We start from the raw sequence: 24513 nt of genomic DNA, 5'->3' as shown, positions 1-24513 counted from the left end.
CGTCGATGCGAGTGGGGCGCCGTTACAGGCGTCACCCTGCGAGTTGGGCGGGAAGGTCCCAGCCGCGCCGAGCGCAGGCGGCGATCACGGTATTGCGCAACAGACAGGCGATGGTCATCGGCCCGACCCCGCCTGGAGAGGGAGAGACGGCGGCGGCGACTTCGATGGCCTCAGCAAAGTGCACGTCGCCAGCCAGCTTGGTCTTGCCTTCGCCTTTCTCGGGGGCAGGCACGCGGTTGGTGCCAACATCGATGACGATGGCGCCGGGGCGAATCCAATCGCCGCGCACCATTTCGGGGCGGCCGACCGCGGCGACCAGAATGTCGGCGCCGCGGCAGACCATTTTGAGATCGCGCGTCTTGGAGTGCGCGATGGTGACGGTGGCGTTCTGTTCGAGGAAGAGCAGCGCCGCCGGTTTTCCAACCAGAATAGAGCGGCCGATGACGACGACGTTGGCGCCGCTGAGATCGGGGCGTTCCGTTTTTGCGAGGATGACGCAACCGACCGGAGTGCAGGGGCGCAAGCCGGGCTTGCCGAGCACCAGTTTGCCGGCGCTGGCTTCCGTCAGGCCGTCAACATCCTTCAACGGATCGATGACGGCGAGCACGTTGGCTTCGCTGATGTGCTTCGGCAGCGGCAGCTGCACGAGGATGCCGTCAATGTCCGGATCGCGCGAGAGCGCGTCGACGCGGGCAATGAGATCGGCTTCGGTCGTGTCGGCGGGGAGGCGGATTTCGACGCTGCGCATGCCGGCTTCGATCGTCGCTTTGCCTTTGGAAGCGACGTAAACTTGGCTCGCGGGATCGTCGCCGGTGAGAACGACGGCGAGCGCGGGTTGAGCGGAGAGCTGCTTCACCGCTGCCGCGACATCGGCGCGGACTTTGGCGGCGATGGCTTTGCCGTCGATGCTGCGGGCGGTCATGACTTTCCCTCGTACTTGGCGACGAACGCGGCGATCTCGGCGTCGCCGGTGCCGTCGATCTCTAGCACTTTGAGTCGCGCAGTTTGACCACGTGACACGGTGACTTTGCTCTTCGGCACGCCGAACGCCTTGGCGATCAGCGCTTCTAGCGCTCGGTTGGCTTCGTTGTTCTCGGGCGCGGCGCGGACGCGCGCCTTCAAGTAGGTGTTTCCGTCAGCGTCTTGGGCGCGGCCGTCGATACGGTCGGCGCCGCCGGCGGGCGTGAGGCGGACGCGGAGCTTGCTCAGAGCACCGGACCGTTGCCGGTCAGCACGCCGTGGAGCCACCAGAGGCCGGGGCGAACGAGTCCCTGCAGCACCAGCAGCAGCACCAACACCGAAAGATCGACGCCGCCGATCGGCGGGATTAAGCGCCGCAGGGGACGTAAGATCGGGTCACACAGCCGGCGCGTAAACTCGAAGATCGCGTTCACGAAGCCATTGCGGCGGCTGACGATGTCGAAGGCGAATAGCCACGAAATCACGACATAGACGATCAAGACCACAATGAAGAGGCCGATGACCGTGTCGACGAGCCGGAAAAGGATGGCCAAAAGGCCGCCGTTGGAATCCATTATGCCCCATAGCCCGAGCGGCGCAGATTCGTCCAGCAAGCGCTGTTGACGCCCCGTTCGAGGGGGCACTATATCCCCCGTCCCAAGGTGAGGGCCCGTAGCTCAGCTGGGAGAGCGCTGCGTTCGCAATGCAGAGGTCAGGAGTTCGATCCTCCTCGGGTCCACCAACCACTTTTCGTGCGCACGCGGTGTTCGGAGTGCCCACCGCAAGCGGCGGACTTCCCGGCGCTATTCCGAGCAACAGGTGGTGAGAGACGGCGTAGTGGTGGCGTGAAAGCGCGCCACGCGGCGCCTTTGAGCGCGTGTCTCTCTCGCCGCTGTTAGCGTCAGAGTCCTCGGCTGCCGGCCCTCCAGAATCTGCGCCACCAAGTCGGGCGCCAGAAAAGCGAGGGGTAGGAGCTTTGCCGTATGAAGGACGCAGATCTCCTCGTCGCGAGCCAATCCCTTGATGGAGTGGGGCTCGCCGGCCTCTAGTCGTTTCACCCAGGCAGGAGCCATCACAACAGCGCGGACGAGGGAGCGATCGACCTGGGTCGGGACCGCTGCGCCGCTTCGGATCAGCGTTGTCGAATCGCGCGGTCTCAGGACACCGGGCATTTGATTGTGACAGGCCCAGCACTGGGGTCTGCGCCTAGGCCTTCCGCGATGATGTCGATCAGCAGTTCCGTGGGAAAGACCCGAACGCGCAGCACAGCATCAAGTGCGCGAAGCGCAGTATCGGTGATCTCTGAGTTCCAGGTCGCGGCAAGATGCGGCGTGACTTCTCCAAAGACAGCGTCTTCCAGCCCCGTCATCGGAACGCGATGGATTGATCCCTAGTCCGTCCGCCTTCGCCTATCGGGCGAACGTGGTTGCCGAATGCCACAAGACCGCTTCGGGGTCTTCTGTATTGCGGGCGCGGGGGTTCGTGGAGGGACGGCAATGGCCACGCTATCCAGCAAGAATTTTCAGCTCGTCCTTATTCTGGCGCTTGTTCTCGCTGGCTGCGGCGGCGGCGGCGGGGGAGGAGGAGGGGGCGGTGGTTCTCCGCCCCCTCCTCCCCCGCCCCCGCCACCCCCGCCGCCTGGCGTTTATCGTCCGGAGATATTTGTTGAACGCGATCCGGACGGGACGGCGTACGTGCGTGTGCTTGAGCAAATCTATGATCCGTTCGCGCCAGCCGGCCCGCAGCGCACCTTCGCCAACGTCAATTCCGTGCCTGATATCGATGGCGGTCAGACAACACTCGTGAGCAATGCGCACGTCACGCAAGAGAAGTATGGCGCACACATCATCGGATCGGGCGCGGTCTCAATCTATAACTATTCTTCGGTTGGGTTTAACGGCGGCGGCAGCATTCACGGCGCCGCCATCAAGCTCGAGCGATCATCCGCGGCGCCGACCTACATTCAACGTGTGTTCGCCGACGAGCAGCAACAGCCGGATCCAACCTACGTTCGGAACGTCGATTTCCTTGGCGTGGAGTTCAATGGCGCGCCGATTTACGTTCGCGGCGCGACGGCCAGGAACGTAAGCGACGGCGGCGTCGATACGAAATCGACCGGCGTTAGCCTGATGAACGTCACGTTCACGAGCGCCAATCGGGGCCTGCGAGCCTGGGATGACACCGAAATCACGATCGTGAATTCGATCATCAATGTGGCGCCTGGCTTCGCGCAGGCCTGGGTTTACGACAACACATCTACCATTCGTTACTACAACGTGCTCTGGTGCATAGGCGCGGCGGACCCAACGCCGACCGATCCGAACTGCACGACAGACCCAACCGTTGTGGATGACGACAACGTCTCCGGCAGCAACCTAGACCGAATGGTTGAGCTCTCGTCGAACCCGCTGCCAGCGGTCAGCCCGATCTTCACCACGCAGATCGATCGGATCGTCGTCGAATACTCCTCCAATAACGGAGCTTCGTGGCAAACAATAACGCTGCCCAATGCTGGCGGCGGTGGGCTGCCGGCGCCAGTCGGCGACACGCGCTATCGCATCCCTCTCAATTTGAACGCGGCGAACTATGTATTCCGCGCCTCGGTCCAACAGGGCGGCACAATGGTCGGAACATACTCCGTCACACTTAACGAGGCGGGCCAGGTCGTTCCTTAGGCGTGGACACGCAGCACAGCTCTGGCGGGGGGCTTGCAGCGATTTCCAGGGCGGCGCCAGAAGCGTACACAATGCATGCCCGCGGGTGCGTGATGCAGGAGGAATTCTCCGACCGCGCGTCAGGTGTGCGGGATTGGCGGCTGCGTGAGGCAGCCTGTGCGCGCGGTCGCAAGCGGAGGAGCGCCATGAAGAGTATCGCTGTTGCACCGCTCGCCGCTGGGCTCGCGGTTTGGAGTGACGCCGCCGCTCAAACGAATAATCCGCAGGGCGCGGGGCCAATCCTCGCGGCTATGCAATGGATTCAAGGCACGCTGCTCGGCAACGTGGCGACGAGCGTTGCGGTGATCGCCGTCGCCGTGGTGGGCTTCATGATGCTGACGGGTCGGATGAATTGGCGCCACGGCGTCACCGTCATTCTCGGTTGCTTCATCCTGTTCGGCGCCGCCGCCATTGTCGCGGGCATCCAGGCCGCCGCCCGCGCCGCTGGAGGATAGAAACGATGCCGCCGCTCGATCGCGATATCGTGTTCACGGCGCTCACCCGTCCGCAGATGTTCGCGGGGGTCTCTTACTCCTATTTTGTGCTCAATCTCGTAGTGACCACCGAGATCTTCCTGATCACCAAGTCGTTCTGGGCCATTGTCGCGGCGCTTATTCTCCATGGAGTCGGCTGGGTCGCGTGCCAGCGCGAACCTCGCTTTCTCGATCTCTGGATCCTGCGCGGCAGCAAATGCCCGCGCGTGGCGAACTTCGGCTTCTGGCATTGCAACTCGTACGCGCCATGACAAGCGCGTCTCTGACCGCGGCTGACCGGCTTCGCCTTTGGCGGCGCGAGAAAACCATCACCGACATGCTGCCGTACGTGCGTCACGTCGACGACGCGACGCTGCTTACGCGCGATGGTTCGCTGATGCAGGTCATCAAGATCGGCGGCCTCGCTTTCGAGACCTCCGATAGCGACGATCTGAACTACCGCAAGGGCGTGCGCAACACGATGCTCCGCGCCATCGCCTCGTCACGGCTCAGCCTCTACCACCACGTCGTGCGGCGGCGTGTATCACCTGAGGCGCCTGGCGCGATCGATGCGGCATTCGCACAGACGCTCGATGCGGAATGGCGTCAGCGCATGGCTGCGCGCCGTCTCTACGTGAATGACCTCTACATTACCTTGCTGCGCAAACCGGCTTCCCTTCGCAGCGGCCTGCTGGGCGATGTCCTCGGCCGCGGCGCCGATATGAACGCGGCGTCTATGGCACGCGATCTGCGCGAGCTGGACGCCGCGCGCGATTCCGTTCTCGCATCGCTTGCCGCCTATAAGCCGCGTCTGCTCACAACCTACAAGGCGAGAAGCCGGCGCTGCTCGGAACCGCTCGAATTTCTCGGCTGCGTGTTCGATGGCGAGCTGCGCCCGCGCTTGATGCCCGCGGGGGAGGCGGGCGAGGCGATCGCGCAGCGGCGGGTGAGCTTCGGCCTCGATATGTTCGAGCTGTCCGCGACCGGCGATAGCGAGAGAGCCTATGCGGCGATGATCGCGGTGAAGGAGTATCCGCCCCACACCGCGCCGGGGCAGCTCGATGCGCTCTTCGCGCTTCCCTGCGAACTCACGCTGACGGAGAGTTTTGCGTTCGTCGATCGCCAGATCGCCCTTGACCGCATGAACCTGGCGCTTCGCCGCATGCGCGCCGCCGATGACGACGCGCTTTCCTTGCGGCGCGACTTGAGCGCGGCGAAGGATGACGCGGCCGCGGGACGACAAGCCTTCGGCGAGCATCACCTCACCATCATGGTGAAAGCGCCAAGCCCGCGCGAGCTCAATGAGCGCGTGGCCGACGTGCAGGCCGCGTTCACCGAAATTGGCGCCATCAGCGTGCGCGAAGACGTCGCGATGGAGCCGGGCTTTTGGGGGCAGTTTCCCGGGAATGGCGCTTTCATCCCGCGCAAGGCGCTGGTGTCTTCGGCCAACTTCGCGGGGTTGGCGAGCTACCACAACCACCCGACCGGCAAGGCCGCGGGAAACCATTGGGGACCGGCTGTCACGGTGCTGGAGACGACCGCGGCCTCTCCATATCATTTCAACTTCCATCAGGGCGATCTCGGCAATTTTCTCATCATCGGCCCTTCGGGCGCCGGCAAAACCGTTCTGCTGAACTTCTTGTTGGCGCAGGCGCAGAGGTTCTCGCCACGGCTCGTCTTCTTCGACAAAGACCGCAGCAGCGAGATTTTCCTGCGTGCGATGGGAGCACGCTACGATGTGCTCCGCGCCGGCTCGCCTTCGGGCATGAACCCGCTGCAATTGCCCGATACGCCCGCTAACCGGCGCTTCCTACACGATTGGACGGCGAAGCTCCTGACGTCGAACGGCGAGACGCTGTCGGCCGACGATGTGAACGTGATCGCCGAAGCGGTGTCGGCGAACTTCGAGCAGGCGCGGGAATTCCGGCGCCTGCGCTACTTCCGCGAGTTGTTCGCCGGCGGGCGCCGGCCAACCGTGGGCGATCTCGCGGCGCGTTTACTGCCATGGGTCGGCGAGGGCGAGCGTGCGTGGCTCTTCGACAACGACGCTGACCTCCTCGACCTCGAAGAGCGCATGATCGGCTTCGACATGACGCAGCTCTTAGACGACGTCGTCGGCCGCACGCCGGCGATGATGTACCTCTTCCATCGCGTCGAGGAGCGGCTGGACGGAGAGCCTTCGATCATCGTGGTGGATGAGGGATGGAAAGCGCTGGATGACGACGTCTTCGTCGCGCGCATTCGCGATTGGGAAAAAACCATCCGCAAGCGTAACGGCATCGTTGGCTTCTCGACGCAAAGCGCGCGCGACGCGCTCGACAGCCGCATCGCCAACGCCATCATTGAGCAATCGCCGACGCAAATCTTCCTGCCCAATCCCAAGGCGCAAGCGAAGGACTATTGCGAGGGCTTCGGCCTCACAGAGCACGAGTTCGAGATCATCGCCTCGTTGCCGGATTCGTCGCGCTGCTTCCTGATCCGTCATGGCGGCGACAGCGTTGTGGCGCGGCTGGACTTGTCGGGCATGAAAGGGACATTGAGCGTGCTGTCGGGCCGCGAGCGCACCATTCGCTTGCTCGACGAGCTGCGGGCTGAAACGGGCGATGCGCCGCAGGCTTGGCTGCCGCGTTTCTTGGAGAGGGTGGGCTGATCCATGATGGCGTGCCCCGCCTCCAACAGCCTCGTCGGCGGCCTGATCGACACGATCGATTGCCACATACGCGTGCTGGTGCAGGAATCGTTTCGCGACCTTGTAGGGCCGGGCACGACGTTTGCCGCCGTGCTTACCGCGATGCTCACGATCTATATCGCGCTGATCGGTTATCAGTTATTGCTGGGGCGGGGAAATCTGCGCCTGACAGTCTTGCCCGTGACGGCGCTGAAGATCGGCCTGATCATGGCTTTCCTCACCAGCTGGGCTGCGTATCAGACGGTGATCTTCTCCTTCCTGTTCGACGGTCCGCGCGAACTGGTGGGCGTTCTATTGTCTCCCATGGGCTTTGGCCGCGACGTCTATGACGGCGTGGAGGGCGCCTACATGACCTTGTCGGTTGCCGCCGGAGTTTATGGCGGGCAAGCCGATGCAGCGGCGAACATCCTCCAGGGCGGGCCAATGCTGGGGTCGGGCTTGCTCTGGCTCTCCGCCTTGGGCCTGCTGCTCGTTACCGTGGGGGTCATCCTCGCCTCGAAGATCGTGTTGGGTTTCCTGCTGGCGATCGGCCCCGTTTTCATAGCGCTCTTCCTGTTCGACACCACGCGCGGATTGTTCGACGGCTGGCTGCGCGCCACGATCGCCTTCGCCATAGCGCCGCTTGCGGCCAATGTGTTCGCCGCCGCCATGCTCATCATGATGTCGCCGTTTCTCAGCACGCTCTCGGAGAATGCAACGGCGGAGGTGTTCGACATGGGGCCGATCGTCACGATTGGGCTCATCGTCGCCGTGTTCGCCATTGTCATGGGCATGGCGCTGCGAGCAACCGCAACGATTGCGGGCGGATTCGACAGCGCACGGCGGGGCGAGGCGGTTGCCAGCGATGTGATGATGGAGATGCGCTTCGCGCGTCAGCCGAGCGCAGCGGGCGCGCCGTTAGCCTCTGAGGCAAGCCGGACCGACGCAACTCCGGCGGCCGCCTTGGTGCGGCGGACCGAGATCGTGCGCGAGGCCCCGCAATTCGAACGCCTCGCCGTGAACGAACGCCTCGGTCAATCCTATCGCCGCCTATCGCGCGCGCCGCTCAGAACGAGTGGGGGGCACGCATGAAGTCGGCGCTCGCTTTCATAGTCTTCCTTTGCGTGGCCGGCGTCGCACTGGCGCAGGAAACGCCGCGCGATCCGCGGCTACAGGTGCTGCCGTATGAGGAGGGCCAAGTGATCTCGCTCGACGGTCACCTCGGTTATCAGATGATGATCGAGTTCGACCCACAGGAGCGAATCGAAAACGTCTCCATCGGCGATAGCCTCGCTTGGCAGATCACGCCCAATCGTGCCGCGACGCTGCTCTTCGTCAAACCCATTGTCGCCCATGCCGTCACCAACATGACGGTCGTGACCACGCGCCGGCGTTACGCCTTTACGCTGCGCGCACGGGAACCGGTCGGGCCGGATGATGCGCGCATCATCTACGGACTGCGTTTCAGTTATGCCGGGGGGCAAGCCGCGGCGGAAGCAGTAGTCGCGCCGTCGGCGTTCAACTTCAACTATGCGACGACGGGATCGCAAACGCTCACGCCGCTCCAGGTTTTTGACGACGGACGCTTCACCTACTTCCAGATGCGAGAAGGCGGGGAAGTCCCCGCTATCTTTGCCTTGGACAGCCACGGCGAAGAAGAACTCGTCAACTCGCAGATGCGCGGCGATATTACGATCGTCGATCGGGTTGCGGACGCATTCGTGCTCCGCTACGGCCGGGACGCGGCAATCGTGCGCAGCGGCGTCGCCCCTCCGGCCGACGCGCGCGAACGTCCGCCCAGTACGCGGCGGGGCAGGCGATCATGACCGCCGCCGACGATCTCGAACCCTTGCGACGAGACAACCTCTCCGCCTTCCAAGCAGCGCCGAGCGTTGGCGTCGCCTCTTCGCCATGGGCGGTGGGATTTGGAATCTTCGGCGCCGCCGTGCTTGGACTCCTGATTTTTGCAGCGCTCAATGGGAGCCGTTTGCAAAGCGCGAAGATCGAGCCGTCTCCACCCGAAAGTGGTGTGGTTCAGCGGCCGACCTATGTCGCGCCGCCGGCGTACGATGCGGAGCTCGAGCCTGAGCTGGCCTTCGAGGAGGACCTCGCCGTCGAAGCAATGCCGATTGAGACGCCTGCGTCCGATCCGCTAAGCCCGGATGCGCGTCTTCACTCCCCAGCGTTGATCATCGATCTCAGTCAATCGGAAGGCGCGCTTGGCGGTCCGAATGCGCAGGCGATCGCCGGAGCCGTTGCCGGCGATGCGCTTTCGGGCAATGAGCGTTTCGCCGCGCGCTACGGCGCGGGGCAGGCGGCGCATGCGCGCCCGCTCGCTAATCCGAACATGACGATCCCGCAGGGCGTGATCATTGCCGGTGTACTGGAGACGGCGATCAATTCGGATCTCCCCGGTTATGCGCGCGCGCTGGTCAGCCGCGATGTGCGCGCCTTCGATGGCGGCGCCGTTCTCGTACCGCGCGGGAGTCGATTGATCGGACAGTATCGCGCGAGTTCCGAGCTTGGCCAATCGCGCGCCTTCGTGATCTGGACGCGTCTGATCCGCCCCGACGGTGTGTCGATCGATATCAACTCGCCAGGCGCCGACGCACTCGGGCGCGGGGGCCTAGAGGGCGAAACGGACAGGCACTTCTTGCGCCGCTTCGGCGGCGCCATTCTGCTGACGTTGCTTGGCGGCGCCGCCGACGCGGTGGGGGATGACAACGACACCCAGGTCATTGTCGGCGTCGCGCGCGGAGGTAGCGACGCCGCTTCGGCGGCGCTCTCCGAGGAGATCAACATTCCACCGACCATCAGCGTCGCGCAGGGAACGCCAGTGCGGATTTTCGTCGCGCGCGATCTCGATTTCTCGAACGTCAGCGGCCGAGCGCCATGAGCGCGGCGGAGCTTGGCGAGGGTGGCGTCTATTTGCGCGCCTTCCTCGCTCCGCTGGCGCCTTGGCTCGATCGCGCCGACGTCACGGACATTCTTGTCAATGAACCCGGCGAAGTTTGGTTCGAAACCCGTTCCGCGCCGCTGACGCGTGTGGACGCGCCACAGGTGAGTGCAGTCATGCTGCAGCGCTTGGCACAGCAGATCGCCGCCGCTTCGCATCAGGGTGTGAACCGCGAACATCCGCTCTTGGCCGCGACCCTGCCGAGCGGCGCCCGCGTGCAGGTGGTCGCTCCGCCCGCCACACGCCGCCACTACGCCCTCGCCGTTCGCAAGCACGACATCGGCGATCTCTGTCTCGACGACTACGCATCGAGTGGTGTCTTTTCACACGTCGCGCGGCTCCGTGGCGATGAAGAGGATGAAATGGACGTGCGCTTGTCCGCTTTGCTCGATGCGGGTGAAGTGCAGGCGTTTCTTTCCATGGCCGTGCGCGCCGGTAAGACGTTCCTGATCTCCGGCGGCACGGCGTCGGGAAAGACCACCTTCCTCAACGCGCTTCTGAAGGAAGTGCCGCGCGAGGAGCGCGTTATTGTTATCGAGGACACGCCGGAGATTCACATCGCGCAACCCAACTCGGTCGGCCTGGTCGCAGTGCGCGGCGAGCTCGGCGAAACGCGCGTCGGCGCCGAGGAATTGCTGAAGGCGGCGCTGCGCATGCGGCCCGATCGGCTGCTCGTCGGCGAAATCCGGGGCGAGGAGGCGTTCTCGTTCTTGCGCGCCATCAATACAGGCCACCCAGGGTCGATGACGACCGTCCATGCTGACAGCCCGCGGGGCGCGTTCGATCAAATAGCCTTCATGGCGATGCAAGCGGGCACGAACCTCACGCGCACGGACGTGTTGGAGTATGCGCGCGGCGTCATCGACGTGGTCGTGCAACTAAGTCGCGCCAACGGAAACCGCGCAATCACCGGAATCGAGTTCGTCGCTCGCGCCAGGTGAGAGAACGTCGCCGCGCTCGCCGATAGCGCGCGCCAACGCACTTGCCCTCGGCGGCAATGGCATTGCGTAGCGGCCTCTCGAAATCGAAAACCAATTCGCTGGCGAAGCAGAGCAGCTCGCGTGCGGCCATAGCAACGCTTTCGATCGCAGGTCGAGCGCACCGAAGCGTCCGTCTCGCGGCCCATATCCGCTAAGGGAACGCGAAGGGGGAATGTCGGTTTGTGGGATTTGTCGGGACAGGACGTCGAACTTGCTAATGACGTGAGTGGTCGTAGCAAAGCGTCGTCGTATCGTTGCAGGCCGCGCCGGGCGTCATGGCCGGCGCGACCGCGCCGGCGAGTGTCGTTGCGAGGCCGCCCCACTGGATGCGCAAGCCGTCGCCATCGAGTTCGTAAGCTGCGCGCTGATAGAGCGTAAGCGAGGCCGGTCCAATCTCGCGCCACTTCACGACAAAGCCTCCGTCGTTCAGCTCGAGCACTTCCCCAGTTGGATAGTGGACGGCGATGGGCACGGCGATCCCGGGTACGGTCCAGGAGAAGGCCGCGCCATCGGTGCGCACGCGGCCGATCAGATACTCGCTTGGCTGGGCGGTCCCGAGCAACACGTCGTAGAGACTGGCGTCATAGGCGCTCGCGGCCTGGTGAATCCGAGCGATGGAAAATTGCTCGTTGGGCGTGACGCCGGGCGCCGGTCGCTCGAACCAGCCGCCGAGCTGAGCGTGGATCGAGCGGAAATCGTTCTCGTCACGCAAGAGATAGCCGTCATTGTTGCAAAGCTCGGCCTCGGCGCGAAATTTCCAGGCCCGCACGAAGCCGTTCTCCGCGTAGCGGAGCGAGTGTGAGTTCAGCATGTCAGCGGTCATCAACGCGGCAAGTTCGGTGCGTCGCGCTGCTGGAAGGTATTGATAGGCGCAGACGTCGGCGCCGCGAAAGCCAAGCGCTTCGCTCATGAAGAACTCGACCTGGCTCCAAGGCGGGATCGATGGCCCGAGTTGGCCGCGATAGTACCCGTCATGGCCGGAAATTCGCGCAGCATCGGTCTGGGCTTTCGCGATCTCATCGCCAGCCGCGATCGTGAAGGTCGCGCCGTTCAGAACATTGACGCGGCAGCGCCCCGGCGAGGGCGGACAATAATTCCACGCGCCGACGGTCGAGGATGGCGTGTAGGTATCCGGATTGATCCCGTTGGCCATCAGCCCTGCGCGCACCGAGCCGACGATTTGACCCAGATGCCCAAAGCGAATCGTCATGCCGCCGGAAAATTCGACGGTGACGCTCCAATGCGGGACGTTGTCGAAATAGTGCGTGGTGGGGGCCGAGGCCAGGCGCGGGCGTTCTTCGTAGGCGACCTCAGTCACCGTGCCGGCATAGGGCGCGCGATACGTGAAAATGCGCGCGCGGATGAGTTCGCCCGAAAGCCCGCCCCACACGCCGCAAATCTCTGTCCCCGCCCAAACCAAATTCTGATCGCACGTCTCGGGCGTGCCGCCGGCGCCGGGCACGAGTTCAGTGAGATCGCCGACGCTGCCCACGAACTGCGCCATCATGTCGATCTTGGCGTTCCCTTCGAGGTGGCCGGTCTGCGGACCGAAGTGCGCGCCCCAGCCGCCGAGGCTCAAGTGCAAGGGCGCGTCCGCGATCGATGTCGGCACTATCAGGCGCTCGGCGCCGACCGTGTAGGCAAATGGAAGGTCGAACGGACCGACTTGGTTGCCATTCAGCCGCCATGACCCGGCGTCCTCGACGAGATAATAATATCCGCTTTGCGCTGGCGCGCCTGCTGTGGCCGAGCGGTAAACACCAGACCCATCGCGCCGCTCGTCAGCAAACGTCACCCCGAGCGTGCTCGACAGCATCGGGTGATGGCCCGCAGGCGTCACGGTGCGGATGGAGGTAAAGCTGTGAAGTTCCACGTGCGCGTCCGGGTGCGCGGCGACTTCAGCATTGCGCGCGGCGAGAAAGTCCGCCGCGGTTTCACCGAAGTGCAGATAGGCCGGCGCGAGCGCTGCATGCATCGACCCAAATGCTGCGCCATCCTCGATGTCGTCGGCGATCTGGCCAAGGTTGGCCAGGACGCTCGCGACGTGAGCGGAACGCGTGCCCAGATCGCGCGCTCCGATCAGCGCCCCAGTCGTCGTCGCGCCGCCGCACGCGCCCCCGTCGGTGTGCGTCCATGCGCCGTTGTAAAGGGACGTGGTGGCATTGAACGACGCCGTGATTGTGCTGGCGCCCGGGCAGGCGCCGTCCGCAGCGAGGCCAATCATGATACCGCCTGCGGGGGTTTCCGCGAATGAGGTCACCGACGCCGCACAGGTGATGAACGCGCAATCACCACCGGTGAAGCCGCCTGCGACCAGCGCGCCCGCACTGTCCTGCACGATTGAGAGTTCGCTCGGCGCGCCTCCGCCCTCGACGGATGGGGCCAACACGAACCTGCGCACATCGAGCGCATCCGTGCCTCTCGTCCATGTAACGGGAAACTCGCCGTCGTCGAGAAATGCCGTGCCGGTCAAAGTATCGCCGGAGACTGCGCCGCTCAGCAGGATCTGAGCGCCCTCGCCACTTCTGGTGCGAAAGGCCATCAACATGCGATCACCGCTGCGCAACGCGCCTTGCAAGAGACGATCCGAGGTGCCGCCCAGCTGATATCCCATGAGCTTCAGATCAGCGCGTTCGTGCAGCACCACGGCGAAGGTGCGTTGCTCGGTGGCGCTGACCGGCAACGGGCCGCTCCACACACCGGTGAAGGGCGGCTCCGTCGGCGCCGGCGGCGGCGAACACGCCGTCAACGCTGCGAAAAGGCACGCTGCAACGAGGTCCCGCAGACGCATCCGTCCCAACTCCCGTTGGGTGGAGCTTACTCCCCACATCTCATTCTGTCGCGAACAGAGTCTGCGCGGCGGCGAAAGACCTTGGATGTCCGTTTTCGGGCTGCCCGTTCGGCGGTTGAATCGAACGTCTGTCATTCCCTGTTCGCGAAACGCGCGATCACCGGCTCCAACTACGACTTTTGCCGTGGTTTCAAAGGTTTTCAGCAGCCGTCAAGTTCTGCGATAGCGGGTGAGGCTCTTTTTCCCTGTATCTTCCTGTTTGCAGGGAATTTGGACCAGAGGGCCGTTATCTCGCGACTGTCCACACCACCATCCTTCGCTGCGCGAAAGCGGAGCGAGCTGCCTCGCCGAAGCCCGCACGGCGAAGGCGGACCACTGCACAGCGCAGCTACGGCTAGGCAAGCCTCCGCGCAAACTGCCGCTACGAGAAGCTTGCGCTTGCTCACCCGTCGATCGGGGCGAATCTGATGCGGCGATGCAGCGTGCGCCCCTGGTCGCGCTCGGGATCGAATGGGCGCCACATCGAGCCGTCTTCGGAGACTTCGTGGCCGGCGATATCGGGGTCGTCGGAGGGGAGTGCGTCAAACATGGCGAGGAGGAACGGCGCGATGTGGGCTGGTTCCCGTGTCTGACATAGGCAAACCGCCGCGCTGCCGCTAAGCACCCCGCTCCCATGCTTGAAATTTCGGACCTCACCTATCGCGTCGGCGCGCGGCCGCTGTTCGAGAACGCCAACGCGTTCATCGCGGAGGGCTGGAAGGTCGGGCTCGTCGGGCGGAATGGCACCGGCAAGTCGACGCTGCTCAGGCTGATCCAGGACGAGGTGGGCAAGCCCAATGCGTCGATCCGTGTGCGGCGCGGTGCGCGGATCGGGTTCGTGGCGCAGGAGGCGCCGCAAGTGGACACGCCGCTGCTCGACCTAGTGATGGCGGCGGACGCAGAGATGACATCGCTGCTCGCCGAAGCGGAGACGGCGGAAGATCCCCAGCGCATCGCCGACATTCACATGCGCCTGGCCGAGATCGACGGCTATTCCGGTGAAGCGCGGGCGAGCGCGATCATGGTCGGCCTGGGCTTTGAGCAAGACGAATTGCGCCGGCCGGCGCGCGAATTCTCCGGCGGTTGGCGCATGCGCGCGGCGTTGGCAGGCGTGTTGTTTTCGGCGCCCGATCTGTTGGTGCTCGACGAACCGACCAACTATCTCGATCTCGAAGGCGCGGCGTGGCTCGAAGAATATCTGCGCGAGTATGAGCACACCGTGGTGTGCGTCAGCCACGACCGCGAAATGCTGAACCGCTCGGTGACGCACATTCTGGCGCTGGACGATAAGAAGCTCGAAGTGTTTGTCGGCGGCTATGATGCGTATCTGCGCAAGCGCGCCGAGCGCATGTCGCTCGCTGTCGGCATGAAGGCCAAGCAGGATGCGCAGCGCGCGCACTTGCAGAAGTTCATCGATCGCTTCCGCGCCAAGGCTTCCAAAGCCACGCAGGCGCAGAGCCGGATCAAACAGCTTGAAAAGATGCAGGACATCGCCGTGCCGCTCGAAGAGCGCACGATCCCGTTTCATTTCGAAGACCCAGTGCAGCTCGCTTCGCCGCTTGTAGTGCTGGATGAAGCCGATCTGGGCTACGTCGAAGGCAAGCCGGTGCTGAAGAAGGTGTCGCTGCGGCTTGATCACGACGACCGCGTCGTCGTCATCGGTCCAAACGGGCAGGGCAAGACGACATTGGTGAAGTCGATCGCGGCGCGGCTGGCGTTGCTCTCCGGCAAGCGCGTCGCTTCGGGCAAAGCGGTGATGGGCTATTTCAGCCAGGATCAGCTCGACGAATTGCGCGAAGGCGAAACGGTGCTGGAGCACGTGCGCGATCTGGAGCCTGATTGGGCGCCGCCGCGCTTGCGTGGGCTCGCGGCGCGGATGGGGTTTGGGCAAGAGAAAATCGACACCAAGGTGCAGAACCTGAGCGGCGGCGAGAAGGTGCGCTTGCTGCTCGGGCTGATGGCGCACGCGAAACCGCATGTGCTGATCCTCGACGAGCCGACGTCGCACTTGGACATCGATAGCCGTGAAGCGCTGATCCACGCGATCAATGAATATGAAGGCGCCGTGCTGCTGATCACGCACGACATCTATCTGGCCGAAGCGTGCGCGGATCGGTTGTGGCTCGTCTATCACGGGCGCGCGCGGCAGTATGACGGCGACCTGGAAGATTATCGCAAGCTCGTCGCGGCGGCGGACCGGCCGGCGGATGACGGCGAGAAGCATGTTGCCGCGCTGGTTGAGCAGGTGACGCCGAAACCAAAGGCTTCGAAGTACACGCTGCAACGCAAGCTTGAGGCGGCAGAGAAGGAGATCGAGCAGGCCAACGAAGCGCTAACGCGGATCGATTCGGCGCTGGCCGATCCGGAGCTGTTCACGAAGGATCAAAAGCGCGGGGAGAGCTTGCTGAAGGAGCGCGCGCACGCGGCGACCGCGCTGGCGCGGGCGGAGGCGGCTTGGCTTGAGGCGAGCGAGGCGATGGAGAGCGTCGCGTAACTGCCGAAGCGCACAAAAGTTAACCGGGCCTTTAGGGCTGATCGTGAATTCTCCCGCGTCGATGCGGAGCATCCATGATCAATGATCTGTCCCTGTTTCGCGGCCCTCCCGGCGTGGAGCGGGCGCGCGAAATCATCGAGCGCATGGGGAAGCAGCAAATCCCGACCAGCCCGGCGAACTACGAAATCTGGACGACCCACGTCGCCGGCGTGAAGCCGGATCTGAGCCGCGAGATCGAAGCGCGGTTGCAGCGTGGCGAAGCGTTCACTGACGAGACCAACGAAGAACTGTTCGAGCGCTTCTTCGCCAACACGCGTCTCTCCATCCAGATGCTGGAAACCAGCGAAACCATCGCACGCGAACTCGACGATACGGTGTCGAGCCTGCGCGGCGCGGGCGGGCAGGCGGGATCGTACGCGAAAGTGCTGCAAGAAGCGGCGAGCCGCTTCGAAGGCGGCGTGGATTCTGCCGAGTTTCGCACCATCGTCGAACACCTCGCGGTGACAACGCACGAAATGGTCGAGAGCAATCTGAAGCTGGCCGAGCAGATCGAGGCGCAATCGCGTCAGGTCGAGGAGCTGCAAACGGCGCTGCAGAGCGTGAAGGTCGAAGCGCTGACAGATGGGCTCACCGGGCTCGCCAACCGTCGCATGTTCGATGAAACGCTGCGCCGGCGTATGAACGACGCGGCAGCGGATAGCAGCGATCTCTGTGTGCTGGTGTTCGACATCGATCAGTTCAAGCGCATCAATGAGGCCTGGGGCCATGCGTTGGGCGATCAGGTGCTGCGCTACATCGCGTCGGTGATGCGCGCCCATGCGCAGGGCGACGTGTTGGCGGCGCGGTTCGGCGGCGAGGAATTCGCCCTGATCATGCCGCGCACCAATGTGAACCTGGCCGAGGCGCTGGCGGCGCGCATCAGCCGCGCGGTGAAGTCGAAGCGGCTGTCGCTGAAATCGACGGGCGACGTGATCGGCGAAATCACGGTGTCGATCGGGATCGCGCGCTTCCGCGACGCGGATCAATCGGGCGATCTGGCCGCGCGGGCGGAAGCTTGCATGCTCGCCGCCAAGCACGGCGGCCGCGACCGCATCGTCACCGACGCGCAATTGGATCGGCAAAGCGCGGCTTAGACCAGCGTCGGCGTTAGCGGCGCGTCCTTGATGCGATCGAGATTGCCGCTGCCAGGGATGAACACGCCTTCGATGCGGATGCCGTCGGGATCTTCCATGAGGATCGAGTAATACCCGGGCGCCCAAGCATCTTCTTGCGGCGCGCGGATGATGGTGGCGCCAAACTCTCGCATCGAGGTGTGCAGTGCGTCCACGTCCTCGCGTGAGCGCAAGCGGAAGCAGAAATGATGCAGGCCGACGCGCCATTGATCGAACGGCGTGTCGCGATGCTCGGGCGCGGCGGGGCGGATCAGTACGCCGGTGCGCGCGCCGATGCAGTAGAAGATTTGCGTCGGCACATCGTACTGGATCGACATGCCGAAGGTTTCGACGAGCAGGCGATGATAGAACGGTCGCGACGCGTCAACGTCGCGAACGGTGAGCTGGATGTGGGCGATGCCGTTTGGGGAGATCATGGGGAGCTCTACTGCTTCAGACACTGCGTTCCTTCTCCTGGTTAAGGAGAAGGTGGCGCGAAGCGCCGGATGAGGTTTACCGCGCGCAGCAGATTGAGTCTCATTCCGATGGGTCGGCAAACCTCACCCGTCGTTCGCTTCGCTCACTGACACCCTCTCCCTAACCGGGAGAGGGGACGCCTTAGTCGCCAACTTCTGCGATGATGCGGCTTCGACTTCGCCGAGAGCTTGGTAGACATCGGCGTTCTTGACGCGGATGACGCGCCAGCCGGATGTTCTCAAATATCCGGTCTTCATCTCGTCCCACGCTTGTTGGTCTGATGTGTCGTGCGACGGGCCATCTACTTCGATCGCCAACTTGATGGCTGGACATGCGAAATCCGCCACCCATGGGCCGATCGGATACTGGCGTCTGAATTTGTGCTTGATCAGGCGTCGATTGCGTAAGAGCGACCATAACTTTGCTTCAGCGCCCGTTTGATCCTTGCGGCTTGCTCGCGCACGGCTGACGGAGTCAGGATCGTGCTTCATCCTTGCACCTCCAGTAAACCTCATCCGGCCCTTCGGGCCACCTTCTCAACCAGGAGAAGGGACGCTGTGCTTGCGACGTCGCGGACGGTGCCGTTGGAGATCATGGAGCCGACTCCAACCTGAAGGTCGAGCGTCTCCACCATCCCAAATGTCTGGTTTCGCGGAGCGTGACACGCGAGCCGTTGTGAAGAATGAAGCGCCCTCGAGTCGTCACAACGGCAGTGCGACCGTCATCCAAGCGCACGGTGACTGTCTGCAATGGCTCGGGCCACTTGGAGTCCGAGCGCGCAGTGCTGATCACGTTGCCAGATTCGATACCTGCGTCCTGTCGCGGTTCAGTCGAACCGTAGGTGAGAACGGCCACCAGAAGACCGCCAACCAACAAATACGGGCGAAGGCGAACTAGGTCTGCCCGAAGGTTACTCCAACGGACGTTGCGGATCGCATTCCGTAAACGCCGATCGTCGGTGCGTGGATGGTCGCTCACAAGCAATCTTAACACTCCCTTCGTTGCGAACAAAGACGAAACACGGCAGCCTTCGCGCATGTCGCGAATCATCAGTGCAGCTTTGGACGATCTGAACGCGGAGCAGCGCGCTGCCGTTGAGCATGGGCTTGAGCCGCTCCTGGTGATTGCGGGCGCGGGGTCGGGGAAGACGAAGACGTTGTCGTGCCGCGTTGCGCATCTGGTGGCGCAGGGGGCCGATCCGTCGCGCATTTTGTTGCTGACGTTTTCGCGGCGCGCGGCGAGTGAGATGATTGCGCGCATTGGCAACGTGATGGCCGGCGATGTGCGGATTCCGTGGGCGGGGACGTTTCACGCGATTGGCGCGCGGTTGTTGCGCGAACTGGCGCCGGTGATTGGCATCGATCCGGAATTTACGATCCACGATCGCAGCGATAGCGCCGATCTGATGGGCATGGTGCGCCAGGAGCTTGGCGTGGCGACGGGCGCGAAGCGCTTTCCGATGAAGGGCACGTGCCTCGCGATTTATTCGCGCGTCGTGAATGCGGATGAGAGCGTGGCCGACGCGCTGGCGGCGGCGTTTCCGTGGTGCCGCGAGTGGGAAGCGGAGCTGAAGCGGCTGTTCGCGGCGTATGTGGAAGCAAAGCAAAAGCAGAACGTGTTGGACTATGACGATCTGCTTTGGCTCTGGGCCGAGGCGATGAATGAGCCGGCGTTGGCGCGCGAGGTCGGCGCGCGGTTCGATCACGTGCTGGTCGATGAATATCAGGACACGAACAAGCTGCAGGCGCGCATTCTGCTGGCGATGAAGCCGGATGGGCAGGGCGTGACTGTCGTGGGCGATGACGCGCAGTCGATCTATTCGTTCCGCGCGGCGGACGTGCGCAACATCTTGGAGTTTCCGAAAGCGTACGCGCGTGAGACGCGGCTGGTGACGCTGGAGCAAAATTATCGCTCGACGGTGCCGATCCTTGAGGCGTCGAACGCCGTGATCGATTTGGCGCAGGAGCGCTTCACCAAAAATCTGCGCACGACGCGGAGCGGCGGCGGCGCCCCTAAGCTGGTGAGCGTGCGCGATGAGGTGGCGCAAGCGTCGTATGTCGCCGAGTGCGTGCTGGAGGCGCGCGAGCGCGGCGTGGCGCTGACGCAGCAAGCGGTGCTGTTCCGCGCGGCGGATTTTTCGGCGCCAGTGGAGTTGGAGTTGGCCAAGCGCGATATTCCGTTCGTGAAGTTTGGCGGGCTGAAGTTTCTCGAAGCCGCGCACGTGAAGGATTTTCTGGCGATCCTGCGCTGGGCGCAGAACGGTGGCGATCGCATTGCGGGTTTCCGCACGTTGCAGCTGGTGCCCGGTGTTGGGCCAGCGAAGGCGGCGCGGATCTTGGACGCGATGGATGAGACGGGCGCTTACGGCGTCGTGCGCAACACGGCGCCGCCGGCGGGTGCGGGCGAGGCGTGGGATACGCTCAAAGGCATGCTCGATGATCTGCGCGGCGCGACGTGGCCGGGTGATTTGGAATTGGCGGCGCGTTGGTACGGGCCGCTGATGAATGAGCGCTATGAGGATGCGCGTGTGCGGACGGGCGATGTGGAGCAGTTGCAGCGGATTGGTTCGACGTTTGGCTCGCGCACGAGTTTTCTCACGGAGCTGACGCTCGATCCGCCGAACTCGACCAGCGATGAGTCAGGGCCGGCGCATAAGGATGATGACTATCTGATCCTCTCGACGATCCACTCGGCCAAGGGTCAGGAGTGGAAGAACGTGTTCGTGCTGAACGTTGTCGATGGCTGCATGCCGTCGGATTTGGGCGCGGGCTCGACGGCGGAGTTGGAGGAGGAGCGGCGGCTGCTCTATGTGGCGATGACGCGGGCGAAGGATGAGCTGCATCTCATCACGCCGCAGCGTTTCTATCACACGCAGCAGGGCAAGGGCGGCGACAAGCACGTCTATGCGATCCGCTCGCGCTTTGTGCCGACGAACATTCTGCCGAAGTTCGAGCAGATGGCGTGGGCGCCGGGGGAGGGCGTCGATGGCGTGCAAGATCGCGGGCCGCTGCCGAAGATTGATCTCGCTGCGCGGGCGCGGGGGCGATTCAGCTGAACGCTATCGGAAAATTGACGTTGCAATCATGACTATCGCAAGAATGACGAAAACAATTCGTCCGATCTGAATCCACCAAAATCCCGCTGGATTGGTTTTGCGATCAAACGTGCCGATGGGACCTTGGACGCGTCCCTCGGCGAAGTCCCACCAAGTTTGAATTCCACCAAATAGCACCACGACCAGCCCGAGGAGAATTTGCCACGGCTCAAGTTCGCCGATGTCCATCGTTAGGTGACCTGCTTCAGCGCCGTGCGCACCGTGTCCACGATCTGGTCAATCTGCGCCTTCTCGATGATCAGAGGCGGTGAGAAGGCGAGTACGTCGCCGGTGTAGCGAACGAAGACGCCGGCGTCGAAGCACTTGCGGAAGACTTCGCCGGCGCGGTTGTTGTCGGCGCGGGGGCTGAGTTCGATGCCGCCGATGAGGCCGAGATTGCGGATGTCGACGATGTGGGGTTCGCCCTTCAGTGAATGCAGCGCGTCTTCCCAATACGGCGCGATTTTGGCGGCGCGTTCGAACAGGCGCTCTTCTTTGAAGGTGTCGAGCGTGGCGATGCCGGCGGCGCAAGCGAGTGGGTGGCCGCTGGTGGTGTAGCCGTGGAAGAGTTCGATCGGGGTTTCGGCGTTGTTGAGGATGGTGTCGTAGATCTCGCGCGAGGCGGCGACGGCGCCCATCGGTACCGCGGCGTTGGTGATGGCTTTCGCCATGGTGAGGATGTCGGGCTTCACGTCGAAGAAGTGCGACGCGAACGGCGTGCCGAGACGGCCGAAGCCGGTGATGACTTCGTCGAAGATGAGCAGAATGTCGTGCTTGGTGCAGAGTTCGCGCAGGCGCTTCAGATAGCCTTGCGGCGGGATGATTACGCCAGCGGAGCCCGCGACGGGTTCGACGATGACGGCGGCGATGGTGCTCGGATCGTGGAGTTGCACGATGCGTTCGAGCGCGTCGGCGAGTTCAGCGCCTTGCGCGGGCTGGCCGCGTGAGAAGGCGCTGCGCGCAACGTCGAGCGTGTGCGGCAGGTGATCGACGCCTGACACCATCGGCCCATAGGTGCGCCGGTTGCGGACGATGCCGCCGACGCTGATGCCGCCGAAATTGGTGCCGTGATAGCCTTTCTCGCGGCCGATCAGGCGATACTTGCCGGGCTTGCCGCGCGCTTGCTGGTAGGCGAGCGCAATCTTGAGCGCGGTGTCGGCGGATTCTGAGCCGCTGTTGGTGAAGAAGATGCGATCGAGGCCGTCGGGCAGGATTTGGCCGAGGCGGTTGGCGAACTCGAACGCGCTGGGGTGGCCGAGGTTGAAGGTGGTGGCGTAGTCGAGTTCGGCGGCGGCGCGTTGGATGGCTTCGACAATGCGCGGCACGCCGTGGCCCGCGGCGCAGCACCAAAGGCCGGACGTGGCGTCGAGGATCGCGCGGTTGTCGGGCGTGTAATAGTGCATGCCCCCGGCGCGCACGACCATGCGCGGGTCAGCTTTGAACGCCTTATTCGGCGTGAATGGCATCCAGAACGAGTCGAGCGAGTTGGGGCGCAGCGTGTCAGGCATGCGCGCATTGTCCGCCGCTGCGATCACACGCGCAACACCCGCGCGTGACTTTATTGTGCGGGCGGCGACTCCACGGTGCGCCACTCACGCCGTGCGAACATGGCGGACTGATCATTGTAGTGCGGGCTGTCGGCGTGTTCGCTTGAGCCCCATTGGTGGATGACGCGTGTGGTGAGCGTTCCATCGGGGGCCCAGTCCATCACCATCATCAGACCATCGCCGAAATCGGCGACGGCGCGGCCATCGGGATCGTCGTGCCAGCGTAGCGCGCGGAGCACATCGGGCGCGCCTTCGAGAGCAAGATCGACGTCGCCGCGGCGGAGACGCAGCAGATCGCCGAGTGGCGGATCGATGCGGCCGAAGTGGGTGCGCAGGCGTTGCGCCGCTTCGCGTGCGGTGGCGACCCGGTCGGGCGGATCGGTGGCGGCGCGGCCGGCGTTGTAGATCGGCTGATAGATCAGGCCGACGAGCGCTGCGGCCGCGCTGTCGTTGGCGGCGCGGCGATCCCAGGTGCGGAGCAGCGTTTGGATTTCGGCGAGTTCGGCGTCGTTGCTGGCATCGGCGGCGAGCACGGCGTTGACGGCGGCGACGGTGGCTGAGCGCTCGCTGGAGGTGAGATCGAATTTGGCGGCGAGCAGTTGCGCGTCGCTGATGGTGCGCAGCGGCGAGAGGATTTCGACGGCGCGGTAGCCGCGATTGGTGACGTAGGTTTCGATGGCCGGCGCGGCGTCAGGGAATTGTGCGGGCGACAGGTTCGAGGCTTCGTCGGTGACGTACCAGGGCGCGCCGTTGGTGCTTACGGCCCAGCCTGAGGCGGGATCGAGCAGCTCGGGTGTCTCAGCGTACTCGTCCATCGGCCAGATGTTGGCGCTGGTGTCGCCGGCGACGCAGCCGCTCCAATCGTGGCCCGCAGCGCGGCGCGGGATGATGGCGTTGTAGAGGTACGAGATGCGTCCGGTTTCATCGGCGTACATAAAATTGAAGGACGGAATGGCGCGCATGCGCATGGCTTCGCGCCACTGCTCGTAGTTCTGCGCGCGGCCCATGCGCCAGAATTGTTCGAGCGCGCGGAGTTCGCCTTGGCCGGCGTAGCGCACGGCGACCCAGCCGTCGGCGGTTTCGAAAGCAGGGCCGTGAACCGTGTAGCGTAGCGTGCGGGCGATCGGGATCGTGAACCAGCCCATCTTCACCCAGAGCCAGATCGTCCGCTCTTCGAAGCGCCGCCATCCGCCGTCGATTTGATACTGGCCGCGATGCTGGTCGTCGGTGGTGAGGCGGTAGATGTCGGCGAGGTCCGGCAAGTTCACGGTGGCGGCGAAGCCGATGTGGCCGTTGGTGCCGAGCACCGGGAAGGGTGAGCCGGGGAAGAGGCCGCCGTGCATGCGCCAGCCGGTGTCGGACGAGATGCCGGCTTCGTACCACGCAACCGGTCCGGCCCAAGGCTGGTGCGAGTTGACGATGAGACGGGTGTGGCCGTCGTCACTGCGGCGCGGAGAGACGGCGAAGGCGTTTGAGCCCCAGTCGATCTGCTCTGCGCTGGCTTGGAGCGGCGAGCAGGGATGCGCGTCTTCCGTTACGACCTGACCGAGCGTGCGCTCAAAACCCCAGAACAAAGGGACGGTGAGCGCGGAGCCGGCGATGACATCGCGGCCCGTGATGTTGCGCGCACCCGGAAGAACTTCGTCGGCGTGTTCGGCGGCGTAGGCGTTGAGGCCGGCGGCGTAGGCTTCGACGACGGCGCGGAATTCGGGCGAGAGGTCGCGCTCGTAGCGTTCGTCGACCGAGCGTTGGATGCCGAGCAGGTGCCACAGGAAATCGGACTTGGCGCCTTCTTCGCCGAGATGAGCGCCGAGTTTGCCGCGGCCGAGCAGCACGGTGATCTGGATGGTCTCGAAATTGTCCTGCGCGTGGGCGTAGGCCATGCCGTAGGCGGCTTCGGCGTCGGTTCGACCGTGGACGTGTGGCACGCCGTATTCGTTGCGGGTGATGGTGGGGGAGAAGCTCTCCGCTGGCGGCGTCGCGGGCGGCGGGCCGCAGGTGGCGAGCGCAAACGTCAGAGCAAGCGCCGCGAGCTTCTTCATGTGATCCCCTCGCGGCGCAACTTGTCTGCCCGTACGCACAAACTCAAGCATGCCCTTCCGTCATCCCGGGCGAGCGAAGCGAGACCCGGGACCCAGGGGCAAACGCGGCGCTCTGCGATCCCCTGGG

The 24513-nt window shown here is 64.1% G+C and carries 22 protein-coding genes and 1 tRNA gene; 12 read left to right on the top strand and 11 right to left on the bottom strand.

Translation table 11 applies throughout. The features are described from left to right. Nucleotides 1–31 precede the first annotated feature (31 nt). From DSM104635_RS18290 to DSM104635_RS18280, 3 genes are read right to left on the bottom strand one after another with little or no spacing between them, the layout of a single operon-like run. Nucleotides 32–922: a bifunctional 5,10-methylenetetrahydrofolate dehydrogenase/5,10-methenyltetrahydrofolate cyclohydrolase gene (locus DSM104635_RS18290; protein WP_158767603.1), complete on the bottom strand. Its 891-nt coding sequence runs from the start codon at nt 920–922 to the stop codon at nt 32–34. Next, on the bottom strand, nt 919–1248 hold the full coding sequence (locus DSM104635_RS18285) for a DUF167 family protein (RefSeq protein ID WP_407703499.1): 330 nt from the start codon (nt 1246–1248) through the stop codon (nt 919–921). Before DSM104635_RS18285 ends, DSM104635_RS18290 begins: the two co-directional genes overlap by 4 nt. Further along, nucleotides 1206–1535, bottom strand: a complete 330-nt coding sequence (locus DSM104635_RS18280) for a YggT family protein (protein ID WP_158767602.1) — start codon at nt 1533–1535, stop codon at nt 1206–1208. Before DSM104635_RS18280 ends, DSM104635_RS18285 begins: the two co-directional genes overlap by 43 nt. Before the next feature lie 91 nt (nt 1536–1626). On the opposite strand from DSM104635_RS18280, the gene DSM104635_RS18275 reads away from it, so the two are divergent. Next, nucleotides 1627–1702, top strand: a tRNA-Ala gene (locus tag DSM104635_RS18275). Nucleotides 1703–2116: 414 nt separating this feature from the next. Here DSM104635_RS18275 and DSM104635_RS18270 read toward each other — a convergent pair. Beyond that, the gene (locus DSM104635_RS18270) at nt 2117–2329 is read right to left on the bottom strand and encodes a hypothetical protein (protein WP_158767601.1); all 213 of its coding nucleotides are present in this window, start codon (nt 2327–2329) and stop codon (nt 2117–2119) included. 127 nt (nt 2330–2456) lie between these two features. On the opposite strand from DSM104635_RS18270, the gene DSM104635_RS18265 reads away from it, so the two are divergent. The 8 genes from DSM104635_RS18265 to virB11 all read left to right on the top strand — a co-directional run bounded on the left by DSM104635_RS18265 (nt 2457) and on the right by virB11 (nt 10712). Further along, nucleotides 2457–3635, top strand: a complete 1179-nt coding sequence (locus DSM104635_RS18265; protein ID WP_158767600.1) for a hypothetical protein — start codon at nt 2457–2459, stop codon at nt 3633–3635. A 185-nt stretch (nt 3636–3820) separates the two neighbouring features. Beyond that, entirely contained in the window at nt 3821–4129 is a 309-nt protein-coding gene (locus DSM104635_RS18260) for a TrbC/VirB2 family protein (RefSeq protein WP_158767599.1), read from the top strand. Nucleotides 4130–4134: 5 nt separating this feature from the next. Beyond that, nucleotides 4135–4419: a VirB3 family type IV secretion system protein gene (locus DSM104635_RS18255; RefSeq protein ID WP_158767598.1), complete on the top strand. Its 285-nt coding sequence runs from the start codon at nt 4135–4137 to the stop codon at nt 4417–4419. After that, a complete protein-coding gene (locus DSM104635_RS18250; protein ID WP_158767597.1) occupies nt 4416–6797 on the top strand; it encodes a VirB4 family type IV secretion/conjugal transfer ATPase in 2382 nt (793 codons plus the stop codon). Before DSM104635_RS18255 ends, DSM104635_RS18250 begins: the two co-directional genes overlap by 4 nt. Nucleotides 6798–6800: 3 nt before the next feature. Continuing rightward, nucleotides 6801–7907, top strand: a complete 1107-nt coding sequence (locus DSM104635_RS18245) for a TrbL/VirB6 family protein (RefSeq protein WP_158767596.1) — start codon at nt 6801–6803, stop codon at nt 7905–7907. Further along, a complete protein-coding gene (locus tag DSM104635_RS18240) occupies nt 7904–8641 on the top strand; it encodes a TrbG/VirB9 family P-type conjugative transfer protein (RefSeq protein WP_158767595.1) in 738 nt (245 codons plus the stop codon). The genes DSM104635_RS18245 and DSM104635_RS18240 overlap by 4 nt, the downstream gene beginning before the upstream one ends. Further along, entirely contained in the window at nt 8638–9711 is a 1074-nt protein-coding gene (locus tag DSM104635_RS18235; RefSeq protein ID WP_158767594.1) for a TrbI/VirB10 family protein, read from the top strand. The genes DSM104635_RS18240 and DSM104635_RS18235 overlap by 4 nt, the downstream gene beginning before the upstream one ends. Then, nucleotides 9708–10712: a P-type DNA transfer ATPase VirB11 gene (gene virB11 / locus DSM104635_RS18230; RefSeq protein WP_158767593.1), complete on the top strand. Its 1005-nt coding sequence runs from the start codon at nt 9708–9710 to the stop codon at nt 10710–10712. The genes DSM104635_RS18235 and virB11 overlap by 4 nt, the downstream gene beginning before the upstream one ends. A gap of 253 nt (nt 10713–10965) precedes the next feature. Here the strand turns inward: virB11 and DSM104635_RS18225 are convergent, their stop codons facing one another. Together DSM104635_RS18225 and DSM104635_RS18220 are read right to left on the bottom strand one after the other, a co-directional pair. Then, nucleotides 10966–13542: a hypothetical protein gene (locus DSM104635_RS18225; protein ID WP_158767592.1), complete on the bottom strand. Its 2577-nt coding sequence runs from the start codon at nt 13540–13542 to the stop codon at nt 10966–10968. A gap of 442 nt (nt 13543–13984) precedes the next feature. Next, complete coding sequence (locus tag DSM104635_RS18220) at nt 13985–14131, bottom strand: hypothetical protein (RefSeq protein ID WP_158767591.1); 147 nt, start codon at nt 14129–14131, stop codon at nt 13985–13987. Between the two features lie 84 nt (nt 14132–14215). On the opposite strand from DSM104635_RS18220, the gene DSM104635_RS18215 reads away from it, so the two are divergent. Then, complete coding sequence (locus DSM104635_RS18215) at nt 14216–16075, top strand: ABC-F family ATP-binding cassette domain-containing protein (protein ID WP_158767590.1); 1860 nt, start codon at nt 14216–14218, stop codon at nt 16073–16075. A 74-nt stretch (nt 16076–16149) separates the two neighbouring features. After that, complete coding sequence (locus DSM104635_RS18210; protein WP_158767589.1) at nt 16150–17208, top strand: GGDEF domain-containing protein; 1059 nt, start codon at nt 16150–16152, stop codon at nt 17206–17208. Here DSM104635_RS18210 and DSM104635_RS18205 read toward each other — a convergent pair. Beyond that, nucleotides 17205–17663, bottom strand: a complete 459-nt coding sequence (locus DSM104635_RS18205) for a VOC family protein (RefSeq protein WP_158767588.1) — start codon at nt 17661–17663, stop codon at nt 17205–17207. The two genes, DSM104635_RS18210 and DSM104635_RS18205, sit on opposite strands and share 4 nt — an antisense overlap. A gap of 123 nt (nt 17664–17786) precedes the next feature. Next, entirely contained in the window at nt 17787–18194 is a 408-nt protein-coding gene (locus DSM104635_RS18200; RefSeq protein ID WP_158767587.1) for an endonuclease domain-containing protein, read from the bottom strand. Nucleotides 18195–18739: 545 nt separating this feature from the next. On the opposite strand from DSM104635_RS18200, the gene DSM104635_RS18195 reads away from it, so the two are divergent. After that, on the top strand, nt 18740–20758 hold the full coding sequence (locus tag DSM104635_RS18195) for an ATP-dependent helicase (protein ID WP_158767586.1): 2019 nt from the start codon (nt 18740–18742) through the stop codon (nt 20756–20758). A gap of 3 nt (nt 20759–20761) precedes the next feature. On the opposite strand, the gene DSM104635_RS18190 is transcribed toward DSM104635_RS18195, so the two are convergent. The 3 genes from DSM104635_RS18190 to DSM104635_RS18180 are packed head-to-tail and all read right to left on the bottom strand — an operon-like array spanning nt 20762 to nt 24386. Beyond that, nucleotides 20762–20986, bottom strand: coding sequence for a hypothetical protein (locus DSM104635_RS18190; RefSeq protein ID WP_158767585.1), 225 nt, complete (start codon nt 20984–20986; stop codon nt 20762–20764). Between the two features lie 2 nt (nt 20987–20988). Continuing rightward, on the bottom strand, nt 20989–22305 hold the full coding sequence (aptA, locus tag DSM104635_RS18185) for an omega-aminotransferase AptA (RefSeq protein ID WP_158767584.1): 1317 nt from the start codon (nt 22303–22305) through the stop codon (nt 20989–20991). 50 nt (nt 22306–22355) lie between these two features. After that, the gene (locus DSM104635_RS18180) at nt 22356–24386 is read right to left on the bottom strand and encodes a penicillin acylase family protein (protein ID WP_158767583.1); all 2031 of its coding nucleotides are present in this window, start codon (nt 24384–24386) and stop codon (nt 22356–22358) included. Between the last annotated feature and the right edge of the window lie 127 nt (nt 24387–24513).

The sequence above is a fragment of the Terricaulis silvestris genome, from assembly GCF_009792355.1.
GTDB classification, from domain to species: Bacteria; Pseudomonadota; Alphaproteobacteria; order Caulobacterales; family Aquidulcibacteraceae; genus Vitreimonas; species Vitreimonas silvestris.
Note: the sequence above shows the minus strand (reverse complement) of the source record. Positions and strands in the feature narration are given on the sequence as shown.

Coding starts and splice junctions, on each gene's coding strand:
- DSM104635_RS18290 (WP_158767603.1), bottom strand. CDS start 922: ATGACCGCCCGCAGCATCGACGGCAAAGCCATCGCCGCCAAAGTCCGC.
- DSM104635_RS18280 (WP_158767602.1), bottom strand. CDS start 1,535: ATGGATTCCAACGGCGGCCTTTTGGCCATCCTTTTCCGGCTCGTCGAC.
- DSM104635_RS18270 (WP_158767601.1), bottom strand. CDS start 2,329: ATGACGGGGCTGGAAGACGCTGTCTTTGGAGAAGTCACGCCGCATCTT.
- DSM104635_RS18265 (WP_158767600.1), top strand. CDS start 2,457: ATGGCCACGCTATCCAGCAAGAATTTTCAGCTCGTCCTTATTCTGGCG.
- DSM104635_RS18260 (WP_158767599.1), top strand. CDS start 3,821: ATGAAGAGTATCGCTGTTGCACCGCTCGCCGCTGGGCTCGCGGTTTGG.
- DSM104635_RS18255 (WP_158767598.1), top strand. CDS start 4,135: ATGCCGCCGCTCGATCGCGATATCGTGTTCACGGCGCTCACCCGTCCG.
- DSM104635_RS18250 (WP_158767597.1), top strand. CDS start 4,416: ATGACAAGCGCGTCTCTGACCGCGGCTGACCGGCTTCGCCTTTGGCGG.
- DSM104635_RS18245 (WP_158767596.1), top strand. CDS start 6,801: ATGATGGCGTGCCCCGCCTCCAACAGCCTCGTCGGCGGCCTGATCGAC.
- DSM104635_RS18240 (WP_158767595.1), top strand. CDS start 7,904: ATGAAGTCGGCGCTCGCTTTCATAGTCTTCCTTTGCGTGGCCGGCGTC.
- DSM104635_RS18235 (WP_158767594.1), top strand. CDS start 8,638: ATGACCGCCGCCGACGATCTCGAACCCTTGCGACGAGACAACCTCTCC.
- virB11 (WP_158767593.1), top strand. CDS start 9,708: ATGAGCGCGGCGGAGCTTGGCGAGGGTGGCGTCTATTTGCGCGCCTTC.
- DSM104635_RS18225 (WP_158767592.1), bottom strand. CDS start 13,542: ATGCGTCTGCGGGACCTCGTTGCAGCGTGCCTTTTCGCAGCGTTGACG.
- DSM104635_RS18220 (WP_158767591.1), bottom strand. CDS start 14,131: ATGTTTGACGCACTCCCCTCCGACGACCCCGATATCGCCGGCCACGAA.
- DSM104635_RS18215 (WP_158767590.1), top strand. CDS start 14,216: ATGCTTGAAATTTCGGACCTCACCTATCGCGTCGGCGCGCGGCCGCTG.
- DSM104635_RS18210 (WP_158767589.1), top strand. CDS start 16,150: ATGATCAATGATCTGTCCCTGTTTCGCGGCCCTCCCGGCGTGGAGCGG.
- DSM104635_RS18205 (WP_158767588.1), bottom strand. CDS start 17,663: ATGATCTCCCCAAACGGCATCGCCCACATCCAGCTCACCGTTCGCGAC.
- DSM104635_RS18200 (WP_158767587.1), bottom strand. CDS start 18,194: ATGAAGCACGATCCTGACTCCGTCAGCCGTGCGCGAGCAAGCCGCAAG.
- DSM104635_RS18195 (WP_158767586.1), top strand. CDS start 18,740: ATGTCGCGAATCATCAGTGCAGCTTTGGACGATCTGAACGCGGAGCAG.
- DSM104635_RS18190 (WP_158767585.1), bottom strand. CDS start 20,986: ATGGACATCGGCGAACTTGAGCCGTGGCAAATTCTCCTCGGGCTGGTC.
- aptA (WP_158767584.1), bottom strand. CDS start 22,305: ATGCCTGACACGCTGCGCCCCAACTCGCTCGACTCGTTCTGGATGCCA.
- DSM104635_RS18180 (WP_158767583.1), bottom strand. CDS start 24,386: ATGAAGAAGCTCGCGGCGCTTGCTCTGACGTTTGCGCTCGCCACCTGC.